At 67.6% G+C, this 14534-nt stretch carries 13 protein-coding genes; 4 read left to right on the forward strand and 9 right to left on the reverse strand.

Annotated elements, in window-relative coordinates:
- Positions 1-66: 66 nt before the first annotated feature.
- Positions 67-900, forward strand: coding sequence for a pirin family protein (locus tag C693_RS0107795; protein ID WP_017461703.1), 834 nt, complete (start codon positions 67-69; stop codon positions 898-900).
- On the opposite strand, the gene C693_RS0107800 is transcribed toward C693_RS0107795, so the two are convergent.
- The 9 genes from C693_RS0107800 to C693_RS0107840 all read right to left on the reverse strand — a co-directional run bounded on the left by C693_RS0107800 (position 897) and on the right by C693_RS0107840 (position 11953).
- Positions 897-1424 (reverse strand): gluconokinase, encoded by a 528-nt coding sequence (locus tag C693_RS0107800; protein ID WP_017461704.1) that lies wholly within the window; start codon positions 1422-1424, stop codon positions 897-899. The genes C693_RS0107795 and C693_RS0107800 overlap by 4 nt on opposite strands.
- On the reverse strand, positions 1421-1663 hold the full coding sequence (locus tag C693_RS0107805; RefSeq protein ID WP_017461705.1) for a hypothetical protein: 243 nt from the start codon (positions 1661-1663) through the stop codon (positions 1421-1423). Before C693_RS0107805 ends, C693_RS0107800 begins: the two co-directional genes overlap by 4 nt.
- The gene (locus C693_RS0107810) at positions 1660-2481 is read right to left on the reverse strand and encodes a carbohydrate ABC transporter permease (RefSeq protein WP_017461706.1); all 822 of its coding nucleotides are present in this window, start codon (positions 2479-2481) and stop codon (positions 1660-1662) included. Before C693_RS0107810 ends, C693_RS0107805 begins: the two co-directional genes overlap by 4 nt.
- Positions 2478-3368 (reverse strand): carbohydrate ABC transporter permease, encoded by an 891-nt coding sequence (locus C693_RS0107815; RefSeq protein ID WP_017461707.1) that lies wholly within the window; start codon positions 3366-3368, stop codon positions 2478-2480. The genes C693_RS0107810 and C693_RS0107815 overlap by 4 nt, the downstream gene beginning before the upstream one ends.
- Positions 3365-4678, reverse strand: coding sequence for an extracellular solute-binding protein (locus tag C693_RS21355; RefSeq protein WP_017461708.1), 1314 nt, complete (start codon positions 4676-4678; stop codon positions 3365-3367). Before C693_RS21355 ends, C693_RS0107815 begins: the two co-directional genes overlap by 4 nt.
- Positions 4675-6165, reverse strand: coding sequence for a glucoamylase family protein (locus tag C693_RS0107825; RefSeq protein ID WP_017461709.1), 1491 nt, complete (start codon positions 6163-6165; stop codon positions 4675-4677). Before C693_RS0107825 ends, C693_RS21355 begins: the two co-directional genes overlap by 4 nt.
- 82 nt (positions 6166-6247) lie before the next feature.
- Positions 6248-7780, reverse strand: coding sequence for a tryptophan halogenase family protein (locus C693_RS0107830; protein WP_017461710.1), 1533 nt, complete (start codon positions 7778-7780; stop codon positions 6248-6250).
- 87 nt (positions 7781-7867) lie between these two features.
- Complete coding sequence (locus C693_RS0107835) at positions 7868-10876, reverse strand: TonB-dependent receptor (protein WP_017461711.1); 3009 nt, start codon at positions 10874-10876, stop codon at positions 7868-7870.
- A 36-nt stretch (positions 10877-10912) separates the two neighbouring features.
- A complete protein-coding gene (locus C693_RS0107840) occupies positions 10913-11953 on the reverse strand; it encodes a LacI family DNA-binding transcriptional regulator (RefSeq protein ID WP_043598536.1) in 1041 nt (346 codons plus the stop codon).
- A 440-nt stretch (positions 11954-12393) separates the two neighbouring features.
- On the opposite strand from C693_RS0107840, the gene C693_RS0107845 reads away from it, so the two are divergent.
- The 3 genes from C693_RS0107845 (at position 12394) to C693_RS0107855 (ending at position 14533) form a co-directional block, all read left to right on the forward strand.
- On the forward strand, positions 12394-12852 hold the full coding sequence (locus C693_RS0107845) for an SPFH domain-containing protein (protein WP_017461713.1): 459 nt from the start codon (positions 12394-12396) through the stop codon (positions 12850-12852).
- 135 nt (positions 12853-12987) lie between these two features.
- A complete protein-coding gene (gene rsmG / locus C693_RS0107850) occupies positions 12988-13644 on the forward strand; it encodes a 16S rRNA (guanine(527)-N(7))-methyltransferase RsmG (RefSeq protein WP_017461714.1) in 657 nt (218 codons plus the stop codon).
- A gap of 40 nt (positions 13645-13684) precedes the next feature.
- On the forward strand, positions 13685-14533 hold the full coding sequence (locus C693_RS0107855) for a ParA family protein (RefSeq protein ID WP_017461715.1): 849 nt from the start codon (positions 13685-13687) through the stop codon (positions 14531-14533).
- Position 14534: the final 1 nt, after the last annotated feature.

A 14534-nucleotide genomic window follows, 5' to 3' on the forward strand; every position in this document is an offset into this window, starting at 1 on the left:
TCCACCCTTGGCGAATCGCGTGCCCGCGCGCATCTTGTCGCGATCCCCTTCCGCATGGAGTCCGTCATGACCGAGCGCCGCATCTTCCGCCGCATCCGCGGCATGGACACCGCCGACGGCGCGGGCGTGAAGCTCAAGCGCGTCATCGGCCAGAGCGCGCTGGACATGCTCGACCCGTTCCTGCTGCTGGACGAGTTCCGCTCCGACCAGGCCGGCGACTACATCGCCGGCTTCCCAGAGCACCCGCACCGCGGCTTCGAGACGGTTACCTACATGCTGGCCGGCCACATGCAGCACGGCGACAACCAGGGCAACCGGGGTGATCTCGGTCCCGGCAGCGTGCAGTGGATGACCGCCGGCCGCGGCATCCTGCATTCGGAGATGCCGCAGCAGGAGAACGGCCTGATGTGGGGCTTCCAGCTGTGGGTGAATCTGCCGGCGAAGGACAAGATGACCGCGCCGCGCTACCAGGACATCGCACCCGAACGCATCCCGGTGGTGCAGCCGGCGCCCGGTGTCGAGGTGCGCGTGGTCGCCGGCGAGCTCGGTGGCGCCACCGGCCCGGTCAGCGGAGTGGCGACCGCACCGATCTACCTCGACGTGAGTGTGCAGCCAGGTGCCGCGATTACCGTGCCGCTTCCGGAAGGCCACAGCGCCTTCGCCTACGTGTTCGAGGGCGCATCGGCGCAGGTCGCCGGCGAGTCGCTGGCGCGCAGCGAGCTGGCGGTGCTGACCCGCGGCGAGTCGGTGACGATTGCCGGCGGCGACACCGCCGCGCGCGTGCTGCTGGTCGCTGGCCAGCCGCTGAAGGAGCCGGTGGCGCGCTACGGTCCGTTCGTGATGAACACGCCCGAGCAGATCCACGAGGCGATCGCGGATTTCCGCGCCGGGAAGTTCTAGCCCTTCGCCGCCGCGCGCGTCGACAGCCAGGCCCGGACGCGCGCGATGTTCTCGTCCATCGGGCGGGTGCCGTCGAGGGTGCAGGCGTCCTCGTCGGCCGCCGGCGGCTCCAGCGTGGCGAGCTGGCTGTCCAGCAGGGACGGCGGCATGAAGTGCCGACGCTCGCGCATCCGCCGGTCCAGCTCATCGCGCGGTACCGCCAGATGGACGAAGCCCAGCTCGGGTGCAGCGGCGCGCAGCCAGTCGCGATAGCGTCGGCGCAGCGCCGAGCAGGCGACCACGCCGGCCTCGCCGCGGGCCCGTCCCGCTCCGATCCAGGCGGCCACGGCATCCAGCCACGGCATGCGGTCGTGATCGTCCAGCGGCACGCCGGCCGCCATCTTGCGCAGGTTGGCTTCCGGGTGCAGATCGTCGGCGTCGAGGAATTGCGCGCCCAGTGCCGCGGCCAGCGCCGCGCCGATATGGCTCTTGCCGCTGCCGGAGACGCCCATCACCACCAGCGCGGGCCCGGCCGCGTCGCTCACGGCTGACGGAACGCGGTTTCGCCGGGTGCGCCGCCGGGCCGCAGATGGCGGTCGATCGTCTCGTCGATGCCGCCGCGCGCGTGTCCGGGCCGGTGCATCTGTGCACCGATCGCCGGCGCTGGCGAGGCGTGATGCGGTTGTGCGGCCGACCACGCCAGCGCGCCCAGCAGGGCGAACCAGAGCAGCAGCCAGGCCAGCCGATAGCGTCGCGGCAGCAGCGGGGGGAGGTTTTCGGTCATCGTTTCATGCTGCCCAGGAGCAGCCCTTGCAGGTAATAGCGTTGCAGCGCCAGGAACAGCGCGAGCACCGGCAGTACGGTAACGACCGCGCCGGCCATCATCAATTCGGTGTCGCGTGCGTGTTCGCGGGCGAGCGAGGCCAGTCCGATCGGCAGCGTGTAGTGGTCCTGCCCGGTCAGCACGATCAGCGGCCACATGAAATCGTTCCAGGCGGTGAGGAAGGTGATGATCGCCAGCGTCACCACGATCGGCCGGAGCAGCGGCAGCACGATCCGCACGAAGATCCACACCTCGCCGGCGCCGTCCATGCGCGCGGCCTCCAGCAGCTCGCGCGGAATGCCGCGGGCGTACTGGCGCACCAGGAAAATGCCGAACACGCTGGCCAGCGCCGGCAGCACCACGCCTGCGTAGCTGTTCACCAGCCCCAGGTACTTCAGCAGCAGGAACAGCGGCAGCATGGCCACCTGGGCCGGGATCACCAGGCCGCCGATCAATGCGCGGAACACCGCCGTGCGCCCGCGGAAGCGCAGCTTGGCGAAGGCGTAGCCGGCCATCAGGTTGAACGCCAGCGACAACACGGTGATCGCGGTCGATACCGCCAGGCTGTTGGCCAGGTAGCCGCCGATGCCCACCCGCAGGAACAGCGTGCGGTAGTTGGCCAGCGTGGCGTCGGCCGGCAGCAGCGGCGGCGGCAGGCTGCCGCTGTCGCCGGGGTGCATGAACGACACCGAGAGCATCCACGCCAGCGGGAACAGCGCCACGGCGCTGCCGGCCAGCAGCAGGCCGTTGATCGTCCAGCTGGCCAGTCGGGGCCTCATGCCAGTTCGCCCTCGCGCAGGCTGCGTCGCGACAGCCGCAGCATCAGCGCGGTGACCGCGAACATCACGATGAACAGCACGAACGCCACTGCCGACGCCGAGCCCAGGTTCCACCAGGTGAAGCCCTCGTCGTACATCAGGTAGAGCACGCTCACCGTGCTCTGCAGCGGGCCGCCCTCGGTGATCACGTAAGGTTCGGCGAACAGCTGGAAATAGCCCGACACGGTGAGGATCGCCACCATCAGCAGGGTCGGCTGCAGCAGCGGCAGGGTGATGTGGCGCAGCTGCCGCCACGGCGTGGCGCCGTCCATGCGGGCGGCCTCGTACAGCTCGGCGGGGATCGCCTGCAGGCCGGCCATGAAGATGATCATGTTGTAGCCGAAGTTCTTCCACACCGCGAACAGGATGATCGTGGGCATCGCCCAGTGCGGATCGCCGAGCCAGTCCACCGGATGCAGCCCGAGCCACTCCAGCAGCGCATTGACCAGGCCGTACTTGGTGTTGAACAGGTAGCGCCAGACGATCGCCACCGCCACCACCGTGGTGACCACTGGCGCGAACAGCGCGGTGCGGAAGAATGCCCGCGCCTTGGCCAGCGGCGAGTTGAGCAGCAGCGCCGCACCCAGCGACACCACCATCGACAGCGGCACGCCGACCGCGACGAAGTAGGCGGTATGTCCGAGCGCCGCCCAGAACACCGGGCGGTGCAGCAGCGACCAGTAGTTGTGCAGGCCGACGAAGCGTACGTTGTGCGGGTCGGCCAGCGCGTACAGGTCGTAGTCGGTGAAGCTCAGCGCCAGGGCGCCGAGCACCGGCAGCAGGAAGAACACGCCGAGCACGATCAGCGCGGGGGTCAGGAACAGCCAGGCGACGCGCTGCCGGTTCATCGCCCCTCCTCGCGGTGGTCGAGCACCCAGCGCCGCTTCTCCAGGATCGCGTCGACGCGACTGTCCAGTTCCGCACAGGCCTGGTCGACGCTCAGCTCGCCGGCGATCACGCGGGCGGCGGCCAGCTGCATCTCGTTGGCGATGCGCTCCCACTCCGGCACCGGTGGGGTCGGCTTGACGTGCTCGAGCTGGATGCGGAACGCCTGCGCCTTGGGGTCACGGCTCAGCGCGCCACCGGCCCAGGCACTGCGCCGCGGCGGCATGTCGCCGACCAGGTCGTAGAAGCGCCGTTGCACGGCGGGCTCGGACAGGTACTGGATCAGCGCCCAGGCCGCCTCCTTGTGCGACGAGCCCCGGAAGATCACCAGACTGGCGCCGCCGGCTGCCCCGGTGCCCGGGCCGTCGGGACCGGGCAGGGGTGCGGTGTCCCAGGTGGACTGCGCGCTGGCAGGCAGGCGGCTGCGGAACTCGCCGATGTTCCACGGCCCGGAAAAATAGAACGCGTAGACACCGCGACCGAATTCCTCCCATGGGTTGCCGGCCACCACGTTGCTGATGGCCGGCGCCTGGTGCAGGCGGAAGGTGTCGACGTAGAAGCTCAGCGCGCGCTTGAAGCCGGCGCTCTCGAAATTGCCGTAGCGGTTGCCGTCGCGCAGCAGCGGGTCGGGTTGCTCCAGCGCGAGCGACATCAGCTGTTCGTATTCGTTGGTCGGCAGCAGGATGCCGTAGCGATGCTCGGCCGGATCGCTCAGCGCGGCAAGCATCTGCCGCCACTCGGCCCAGGTGCGCGGCGGATGGTCGAAGCCGGCCTGGCGGAGCAGGTCGACGCGGTAGAACAGCAGGCGGGTGTCGACGTACCACGGCACGCCGTAGAGGTGCCCGTCGATGCGGTTGGTGGCCCAGATGCTGTCGAAGTAGTCGGCCGGCTGGATGACGGTCGAATGGGCGACGCGGGCGTCCAGCGGCTCCACCGCATCCAGCGCCACCATCTCCGGCAGCCAGGTGTTGCCCAGCTGCATCAGGTCCGGCATCGAGCCACCGGCATAGGCGGTGAGCAGCTTCTGGTGCGCGGCGCTGAGCGGCAGCTGCTGCACCCGCACCTGGATGTCCGGATGGGCCTGTTCGAACGGCGCCAGCAGCGCCTGCATCGCCTCGCCCTCGCGACCGAACGTCCAGAACGTCAGGGTCTGCCGTCCGCCGGTCTCCTCGTGGCAGCCGGTCAGCAGGCCGCCAGCCACGCAGAACACGGCGAGGGCGCGCAGCACGGCCCGCTGCGCCTGGCGCAGGGCGGGCCGTGCGCCTCGTTTCACGGCGTGGCCGGCTCCGCCGCCAGCCAGCCGCCGGTGAAGCCGGCGCGCTCCAGGCCCTTGCGGATGTACGGGTTTTTCTTCATCACGTTCCACACGAAGCCGCTGCGCCAGTTCTCGATCATCAGCAGGATCGGGCCCTGGTCGATACCGAGCTGCTCGGTGTCGACCCAACCCACGTCGGGCACCAGTTTGCCCGTACGCAGCGCGGTCTGGGTATGAAAGCTGGGATTGAAGGCGTCGACGAAGCCGTACTGGTCGTAGATGTACTGGCCGTAGCGTTGCTTCATGGCCATCAGCGCCGGCAGCACGATCTCCGGCGCGAACGCGATCGAGCCGCCGGCCGCGGTCGGCGCGATGGTGCCGTCGTCGGAGATGTAGTCCAGCCCGGCGCCGCGCGCGGTGTAGCCATGGAACTTCCGCTCGCCCTGGGCGCTCTTGACGATGAACCCGCCCGGCCCGTTGCTGGCGGTCAGGCCCCACACGTTCTTGCCGTAGCCGGTCCAGCCGCCGGGATTGGCGATGGCGTAGTTGCGCTGGGCGTAGGTGGCGCGGCGACCGTTCTCGAAGTAGTCGAGGTTGTGCTTGCGGTTCCAGTCGTCGCGGATGCCGCGGAAGTCGATCCACGACTCGGTGTACTGGTGGCCGAACATCGGTGCGAAGTTGAGGAAGGTTTCGCCGTGGAAGCGGCCCCAGGTGGTGTCGTAGGTGGAGCACCAGGCCTTCCATGCGTCCGGCTTGACCGGGTGGGTGGGCGAACCCAGCGCCAGCAGGTAGACCAGCTTGCCTTCGTTGTAGCCCTTCCAGTCGCTGGGGATGAACTTGCCGCCCGGGGTCCAGCCCATCGAGATCAGCGGATAGCGCACCTGCATCCACGGCCAGTCGACCGCCCGGTAGATGGCGTCGGCGAGCTGGCGGATCTGCTGTTCCTGCGGGGTGTCGCGGTCGTAGTAGGACTGGGCGAACAGCACGCCGCCAAGCAGCAGCGTGGTATCGACGCTGGACAGCTCGGTCCAGCGCCCCTCGCGCTTGCCGGTGCGCATGTCGAGGAAGTGGTAGAAGAAGCCGTGGTAACCGGCTGCATCGTCCTCGCTGGCGTTCTGCGGCGCGTCGTGGAAGAACTTCAGCGTGGCCAGCGTGCGCTGCACGGCCTGGTCGCGGGTGATGTAGCCGCGCTCCGCGCCGATGCCGTAGGCGGTCAGGCCGAAGCCCACCGCGGCGATGCTGGAGAACGACTCGCCCGGGTAGTGATCCGGTACCAGCCCGGTCGCCGGGTCGGCGCTGTCCCAGAACCAGCGGAAGGTGCGCTGTTCCAGGTCGTCGATCATCGCCTGCTGGGCGGGCGGCGCCTCCTGGAAGGTGTGGATGGCCTTCAACGGTGGCGTGGTGCGGCCGGCAGCGCCGGCCGGCGCGGTGGCCAGGACCAGCGCAGCGGCGAACAGGGCGACGAAAACGTTTACCCTGGAGATTCTCTTCTTTGCAGCCTGCATCAGGAAGCGGTCTCGTCAGAAAAAGGAGGGGGCGAAGCGCGGCACCGGCGGTCGGCGCCGGGCGCACCATGATCGGAACGCCCTAGGCGGGCATCGGTGCACCAGGTACCGGAGCGGCGCAGTATCTCGCGATGAAGGCCTCATGCGCGGGCATGGCCTGGACGCAGTCGGCGATAACGCGTTGTACGTGCTGCATGAAGGCGCGCAGCTCCTGAGGCGGTATCTGGTCGGCCAAAGGGTGGCATCCCTGCGGAACGATGCCCTGCCCGATCATCACCTGCACCCAGCTCACCTGGGCGAACATCTCCTCCGCATTGCGGAAGAATCGCCCGCTGTCGCGGAACAGGGCGATGTTGTCCTTCAGCGACGACGGGATGTCCATCGTCCGGCACTGGTTCCAGAACGGCGTGTCGTCGCGCCGGGTCGCGTGGTAGTGCAGGATCAGGAAGTCGCGGATGCGCTCGAACTCGAAGCGCGACTGCTCGTTGTAGCGGTCGACCAGCACCGGGCTGATGCCCTGTCGCGGGAAAAGGTTCAGCAGCTTGGCGATACCCGACTGGATCAGATAGATGCTGGTGGACTCCAGTGGTTCCATGAAGCCGCTGGACAGGCCAAGCGCGACCACGTTGCGATTCCAGAACTTTCGCCGCATGCCGGTGGTGAAGCGCAGCGGCCGGGGATCGCCCAACGCCTTGCCGTCGAGGTTCGCCAGCAGCGTGGCGGCGGCTTCATCGTCGCTGACGTGGGCGCTGGAGTACACGTAACCGTTGCCGGTGCGATGCTGCAGCGGAATCCGCCACTGCCAGCCGGCCGGGCGTGCGGTGGAGCGGGTATACGGCGTGGGCGGACCGACCTTCTCGCAGCCCACCGCCAGCGCGCGGTCGCAGGGCAGCCAGTGCGTCCAGTCCTCATAACCGGCGTGCAGGGCCTGCTCGATCAGCAGGCCGCGAAAGCCGGAGCAGTCGACGAACAGGTCACCGGCGATCGCCTCGCCGCTCTCCATCACCACCGCCTCGACGAACCCGTTGTCCGGTCGCAAGCGGGTCTGTGCGACCTTGCCTTCCGTCCGCCGCACGCCACGCGCCTCGGCGTATCGGCGCAGGAAGCGCGCGTACAGACCGGAATCGAAATGGTAGGCGTAGGCGATGTTCGCCAATGGCGAGTTGCGCGGCACGTCGCTGGCAGATGCCATGAAGCGGCCGCGAGGCGCTGCCAGCGTGTTGATCGAGTAGTCGCCCAGGTCGCCGCCGAAGCCGAGTTGCCGCGCGCGGACCCAGCACTGGTGGAACGGCACCAGGCCGAGATCGTGGCCCAGCTCGCCGAAGCCGTGGATGTAGGAGTCGCCGACCTGCCCCCAGTCGTTGAACTGGATACCCAGCTTGAAGGTGCCCTGGGTCTGCCGGACGAACTCGGTCTCGTCGATCTCCAGCAGGTTGTTGAACAGCTTCAGGTGGGGAACGGTGGCCTCGCCCACGCCGACGGTGCCGATTTCCTCCGACTCCACCAGCCGGATCGTGCAGGCAGGGCCAAGCACCCGGGCAAAGGCCGCGGCGGCCATCCAGCCGGCGGTGCCGCCGCCGACGATCACGATGTTGCGGATGGCCTGCTCGTTCATGCCAAGTCTCGAAAAAACGACGCGGCTTGCGCCGCGTCCGGGGAAATCGTGCGACGCCGGACCGTCCGGCCCGGCGTCGCGGATGGATCAGAACCGCATGCCGACCGACAGCTTGAACGTCCGCGGGACGAACGTGATGTTGCCGGTGGTGTTGTACCTCACGACCAGGTCGCTGGGTGTTGCGCCGAAGTAGTACAGCTGGTCCGAGAAGTTCCGGAAGTTGAACGCGTTCAGCAGGTCGAAGCGGCCGTAGATCGAGATGCCGTGGCCCAGGTCGAAGTCCTTGGTGGCCTGGAAGTCCACGTCACGATAGCCGAACACCTTGCCGCCGATCAGGAACCGTCCGTTGCCGCCCGGGATGCCCGCCTGCGGCGTGCAGCTGCTGCCGGTTGGGAAGGTGAAGTTGTAGCAGCCGATGGTGTTGCCCGGGATCGGCGTGGCCAGGGTCAACTTGGCCGACAACGTGATGCCCCACGGCACGTCGATCACGCCGGTGGCGACGAAGCGGTGCTTCGAAGCCGCGTTGGACGTGATGAACGGGTACTGCCCGATCGTCGCCTCGTCGAACGAGTAGTGCTCGTTGATGTCGCGGTTCTGGGTCGCCTTGGTATAGGTGTAGGCGAAGGTGGCACCCCAGCCCGACTCCTTGTCGTACGGCTTGTCCACCGACAGCAGCAGCTGGGTGGTGCGGGTCTCGATGCCGTTGTTGCCGACGATGAGCGCACCGAAGCCCGGCACGCCGTTGCCCCAGGGCTGGCTGTTGCTCTGGAAGAAAGCGCCGTCCGGATAACGGTTGCCCAGGGTGAACGCGAAACCGTCGTGGCTCAGGATGCGCGCGATGGTGGCGCTGGTATTCCAGTCGCCGAGCTTGTTGCGCATGCCGATGCTGAACTGGTCCGAATACGGCGCCTTCAGCTTGTTGTTGATCATGTCCACTTCGTTGCCGGCGTTGGTGGTCGACACCAGCGACTGCAGCGTGCCGACGCCGCCGAGGTAGGCCGGGTCCCAGGCGAAGCAGGGCGTGCCGCCGTTCTTGCACAGGCCGGTCGCCGGATCGGTGAAGTAGACGGTGGACTCCGGCAGCGCCGACTTGGTCAGCTCCAGCTGCAGGTAGTCGTACAGGTCGCGGTCGTAGGCGCGGCCGGCACCACCGAAGATCACGTGCTCCTCGTCGCCGTTGATGTCGTAGGAGAAGCCCAGGCGCGGCTGGAACTCGTTCTTCTGCGCCTTACGGTTGTGACCGTTGCTGATGTAGTCGTTGATGTTGATGCCGCCCAGCGCCAGCGCCTGCGCGTAGGTCTGGCCGGCCGGCGCCGCCGGATCCGGATTCGGGCCGTTCAGCGCGGCGATCACGTTCGCCGGCGTCACGTAGTTCAGATACGACGGGTTGCGCTCGTAATCCCAGCGGACGCCCAGGTTCAGGGTCAGCTTCTCGTTCACCGCCCAGTCGTCCTGGATGTACATGCCCAGCTGCTTGTCCTTGGACTTGGCTACCGGGTTGAGGCCGGCCACCGGATTCGGGAAGAACGCCTTGTACGGCGTGCTGCTGGTCCCGCTGCCGGTGACGTTGTAGAAGAACTGCGGATTGGAGAGGCCCGCGTCCTGCGCGTTGAGGGTGACCTCCTTGTACTTCACGCCCATCTTCACGACGTGGTCGCCGTGCCACTCCAGGTCGTTGAAGGTCAGGTCGTCCTGGATCGCCGGACCCTTCTGGCCCTTCTTCTGGGTCGCCAGCGCGTTGGCCGAGCCGGTGATCAGGATGGTGGCGTCCTGCAGCGGCTCGAAGGTGTAGACCGAGCCGTTGCCGCTCCCGAGCGAAGTCGGGTTGTTGTAAGCCTTCTCGTGGGTCAGCAGCACCTCGTTGAAGTAGTTTTCGCCACTGTGCTGCCAGCGCAGCGCGAGGCGGGTGTCGTCGTTCTTGGTGTCGATGCCCGCGCTGGCCGCGGTCGCGCCGCCGATGTTGTCGTACTGGTCTTCCTTGCGGACCTGGCCGCTGAACTCGAAGCGGTCGCGGTCGGTCGGCTCCCAGTCGATCTTGCCGAAGTACAGGTCTTCCTTGAACGGGAGGTTCGATGGTCCTTCCTGCGCCGCGACGCTCGCCGGCAGCAGGTTGCTCACCCCGGTCACACCCGGCACCACCGTGGTCGGCGTGTCGAACCGTTTCGGCTCGTAGGCGAAGAAGAAGTGCATCTTGTCCTTGATGATCGGACCGCCGATCGCGAAGCCGTACTGCTTCTCGTGCGACTTGGTCTTGGTGCCGTCCGCTGCCTCGGCAGGCGTGCGCGCGCGCAGGCCATCGTTGGTGTAGGTGTAGTAGGCCTCACCGTGGAATTCGTTGGTGCCCGACTTGGTTTCGGCGGTCACCGCGGCGGACGAGATCTGGTCGTACTCGGCCTTGTAGTTCGAGGTGATGACCTTGTACTCGCCGATCGCCAGCTGCGGGAACGGGTTGCCCTGGCTGGAGAACTGGCCGCTGACGCCGCCCTCCTTCACGTAGCTCTTCTGGCCGACGCCGTCGATATAGACGTTGACCGAGCTGTTGTTCTGCGCACCGCCGCGCAGCGAGGTATGGCCGCTGGAGTCCACGCTGAACACCATGCCAGGCACGGTGTCGGCGAACTCGAGGAAGTTGCGCGAGATCTGCGGGATGGTGTCGATCTGGTGCTGCGAGATCGTGGTGGCGATCTCGGAGGTCTTCACTTCCTGCAGCGTGGTGGCCGATACCGTGACGCCGCCGAGGTTGGTGGCGTTGGCCGTCGAGGGAGCCGGACCGCTGGCTGCGCCGAAGTTCAGCGTGGCGGTGGAGGCCACGGTGAGCTTGATGTTCTGCTGCGTGCCGGGGCCGGCGTCGACCTGGTAGGTGCCCGGTGGCAGGCCGGTCAGCGTGTAGCTGCCGTCCCCACTGGCGGTGGTACGACGGGTGGTGCCGGTGGCCGGGTTGAACGCGGTGACCGTCGCGCCGGGCGAGGCCTTGCCGCGCAGCGTCGCATAGGCCGACTGGCTCCAGGCGGTGGTGGGTGCCGCGCCGATCGCCACCACGGTGGTGGCGATGGCGCTCGCAAGCAGCTTTCTCTTCAGATGCAGTGGCGCCTTCATGACTTCCCTCCCAAAGGGATGTTTTCTGTTGTGCCCTCAGCGGGCTTTCTTGGTCGATGTCTTGCCGGGCGAACGGGCGCCGCAGCTGTCACGCACCACGACGTGACAACCGAGCGTGTCGGCTTCCGGCGGGGTGGCCTGGTCGGGTGCATCCAGCAGCGCGGCCAGTCGCTCGAGGGCACTCCGTCCCAGATCCACGATGCGTACCTGCACCGTGGTCAATGCAGGTGTGACGTAACGCGCGATCGGGATGTCGTCGAAGCCGGTCACGGCGACTTCTTCGGGCACGCGCACGCCCGCCTCGCGCAGTGCCAGCAGGCAGCCGATCGCCATCATGTCGTTGGCGGCGAACACCGCTCGCGGGAGCTTCCCCGAGGCCATCATTTCGCAGCCCGCGCGGTACCCCGATTCCTCCGTGAACTCGCCGCGGACGATCCGCGACGCGGCGTCCGGTACGAATGCCGCCATCGCCGCGCGATAGCCCTCTTCGCGCTGCTGTGCGTCGTAGTTGTCGTGCGGACCGGCGACGAGGGCGATGTCGCGATAGCCGCATTCGACCGCCAGGTGTCGAACCATGGCGTAAGCGCCGCCGTGATTGTCGATGTTCAGCACCGGGTAGCGCGGGCCCCGCAACGGGCTGTTGAGCAGCACCGTGGGCAGCGACTCGGGCAGGTTTGTGTGCAGGAACGAAGCGTCGGCGCGCGGCGACAGGATGATCATGCCGTCGACCCGTCCGCGCATGGTGCGCAACGCGGCAGCGGCATCTTCCACGCCGTCGTGCGCGCTGGACACCAGCAGGTGCAGGCCGCGGGCGCGCGCAGCCAGGTCGATGCCGCGGATCAGCTCGGAGAAGAACTCGCCGTACATGTCCGGCAGTAGCGCCCCGATGGTGTGCGTGCGGCGGGTGATCAGGCTGCGTGCCGCGCCGTGGGGGATGTAGCGCAGTCGCGTGGCGACATCGCGGATCCGTTTCTCGGTCTCGGCCGTGACGCCGCCGGTGCCATTGAGCGCACGCGACACCGAGGCCACGGACACGCCGGCCTCCCGCGCCACGTCTTTGATGGTCACTGTCGTCACGATTCCGCCTTTTTGCCGCGCCGGTCCCCTGCGCCGGGGTGGAACGTAAACGTTTTCATCGAAGCTTGTAAAGCTTTTGCAAAACAAAGATTTGCTGCGCTGCGGTGAGGAAAAATCCCCGAAACGGCGAGCACGTCGCTGGAAACGCCCGCCGGGATTCGTTTTTGAACGGGGTCACATGTGCGAAGCGATATCCCGCGGCGCAGCAAGAAATCCTTCCGATCCGGGGGCGACGGTGGAGCGGGATGACTCAAGCACCCGCCCAGTCCGCCGATACATCTGGACAAGCGCCCCTCTGCCATCCGCAGCGTGCTGCCGGTCACAGTCCCGGCGCTGGACTTGTAGCGTCGTTAAATTTAAATTAATCAAAGCGCATACATGCACCTGTATGCTTGTCATGAAAGTTTTGAGTAAAAAAACCACATAACTCACTGACTCTTATGAACTTGACCTTGGCCATCGCCATCATCGCAGTCGCCGTCGGCGTGATCGCCGCCGCGATGCGTCGGGTGCCGATCGGCCAGGTCCACAGCCTTTACCGCCGGGGCCAGCCTTTGCGCCTGCTCGAGCCGGGTACGCACTGGGTGGTGCCGGGTCTGGATCGCATCGGCCACCGCATCGATCTGGGCGGCCAGGTGCTGCGCTTCGAGCAACCGCAGGCCGACAGCCACGAGTTGCGCGGCACCGTGTACTGGCAGGTGCTCGAGCCCGAGCGTGCCGAAGCCACCATCGACGAGGCACCCCAGCTGATCCGTTGCGGCGCGCTGGCCGCGCTCGGCGAGTCGCCGCTTGCCATTGCCGATCGTCGCGACCTCGGCAGCCGCATGAAGCAGGCCCTCAACGGTGCCCTGCGCGAGCGTGGTCTGATGATCACGCGGGTGGAACTGGAAATCGCCTGAATCCGAAGCGCGCCGAGCCGCCCCAGAGCGGCGACGCGAAGGGGACTTGCGTACTCGCGAACCCGCTGCGGCGGGTTTTCTTTTGCCTGGAGCGCGGCCGATACTCGTCGGCCAAATTGCCTGCCTGGACCCACCATGACCGATCGCGCCGCCTTGCAACACCGCCTGGAACAGGGCATCGCCACGCTCGGTCTGCAGCTCCCGGCCGGCGCCGTGCCGCGGCTGCTCGATTACCTCGACCTGCTGGTGCGCTGGAATGCGGCCTACAACCTCACCGCAGTGCGCGATCCGGCCGAGATGGTGACCCGCCACCTGCTCGACTCGCTGGCGATCCTGCCCTACGTGACCGGGTCGACGCTGGCCGACCTGGGAACCGGGCCCGGGTTACCCGGTATCGTGCTGGCGATTGCCGCGCCGGGCCGGGCGATGACCCTGGTCGATTCCAACGGCAAGAAGGTCCGCTTCCTGCGCGAGGCGATCCGCAGCCTGAAGCTGGAAGGCGTGCAGGCCGTGCAGTCGCGGGTGGAGGATGTGCAGGGCCAGTTCGACTGCATCACCGCCCGCGCCTTCGCCACGCTGGTCGACATGCTGGGCTGGGGCGGTCACCTGCTCGCCCCCGGTGGATGCTGGCTGGCGATGAAGGGGCGCCGGCCCGACGACGAGCTCGAGGCGCTGCCGTCGGGTTTCGCGCTGGCCTCGATGCACTCGCTGGCCGTGCCCGGGCTGGAGGGCGAACGCCACCTCGCGGTGATCCGCCATGCCGGAGCCGCTGCGGCCCCGGCAGCCTGTTAATCTACCTGCCCTTTTCGTCCGCGCACGGTAACGACGACCCATGGCACGCATCATCGCTGTCGCCAACCAGAAGGGCGGCGTCGGCAAGACCACCACCGCCGTCAATCTCGCCGCGTCGCTGGCTGCCGCCAAGCGCAAGGTGCTGCTGGTCGACCTTGATCCGCAGGGCAACGCGACGATGGCCTCGGGCGTGGACAAGAACCAGGCCAAGCCGAATGGCTGCGAGGTGCTGCTGGACGAGGCGCCGATCGAGCGCGCCATCGTCACCACCGAGGCGCACTACGACCTGCTGCCGGGCAACGGCGACCTCACCGCCGCCGAGCTCAAGCTGATGGACGCGCTGGCGCGCGAGAGCCGGCTCAAGGAACAGCTGGCCAAGATCGCGTCCCGGTACGACACCATCCTGATCGACTGCCCGCCGTCGCTGCACCTGCTCACGCTCAACGCGCTGACCGCGGCCGACGGGCTGCTGATCCCCGTGCAGTGCGAGTACTTCGCGCTGGAGGGACTGTCCAGCCTGCTCGACACGGTCAAGGCCGTCCGGGCAAGGCTGAACCCGGGGCTGGAGATCGAGGGCTTGCTGCGCACCATGTACGACGTGCGCAACAACCTCGGCAACGAGGTCTCGGCGCAGCTCACCCAGCACTTCGGCGACAAGGTGCTGCGCTCGATCATCCCGCGCAACGTGCGCCTGGCCGAGGCGCCCAGCCACGGCCAGCCGATCCACCTGTACGACCGCAGCTCGCGCGGCGCGATCGCCTATATCGGCCTCGCCGGCGAGATCATCCGCCGCGAGCGCGGTGCCCAGGCGGCCTTGGCCGCGCTGGGTGAAATGCATGACGACCCGGACGCCGCGCACGACGCGACGATCGATCTTCACCAGGAGTAAG

This window comes from Dyella ginsengisoli LA-4, from assembly GCF_000334915.1.
GTDB classification, from domain to species: Bacteria; Pseudomonadota; Gammaproteobacteria; order Xanthomonadales; family Rhodanobacteraceae; genus Dyella_A; species Dyella_A ginsengisoli_A.

What these genes read in the sequence shown, in the direction of transcription:
- C693_RS0107795 (WP_017461703.1), top strand. Translation starts at nt 67, where the DNA reads ATGACCGAGCGCCGCATCTTCCGCCGCATCCGCGGCATGGACACCGCC.
- C693_RS0107805 (WP_017461705.1), bottom strand. Translation starts at nt 1,663, where the DNA reads ATGACCGAAAACCTCCCCCCGCTGCTGCCGCGACGCTATCGGCTGGCC.
- C693_RS0107810 (WP_017461706.1), bottom strand. Translation starts at nt 2,481, where the DNA reads ATGAGGCCCCGACTGGCCAGCTGGACGATCAACGGCCTGCTGCTGGCC.
- C693_RS0107815 (WP_017461707.1), bottom strand. Translation starts at nt 3,368, where the DNA reads ATGAACCGGCAGCGCGTCGCCTGGCTGTTCCTGACCCCCGCGCTGATC.
- C693_RS0107825 (WP_017461709.1), bottom strand. Translation starts at nt 6,165, where the DNA reads ATGCAGGCTGCAAAGAAGAGAATCTCCAGGGTAAACGTTTTCGTCGCC.
- C693_RS0107830 (WP_017461710.1), bottom strand. Translation starts at nt 7,780, where the DNA reads ATGAACGAGCAGGCCATCCGCAACATCGTGATCGTCGGCGGCGGCACC.
- C693_RS0107835 (WP_017461711.1), bottom strand. Translation starts at nt 10,876, where the DNA reads ATGAAGGCGCCACTGCATCTGAAGAGAAAGCTGCTTGCGAGCGCCATC.
- C693_RS0107845 (WP_017461713.1), top strand. Translation starts at nt 12,394, where the DNA reads ATGAACTTGACCTTGGCCATCGCCATCATCGCAGTCGCCGTCGGCGTG.
- rsmG (WP_017461714.1), top strand. Translation starts at nt 12,988, where the DNA reads ATGACCGATCGCGCCGCCTTGCAACACCGCCTGGAACAGGGCATCGCC.
- C693_RS0107855 (WP_017461715.1), top strand. Translation starts at nt 13,685, where the DNA reads ATGGCACGCATCATCGCTGTCGCCAACCAGAAGGGCGGCGTCGGCAAG.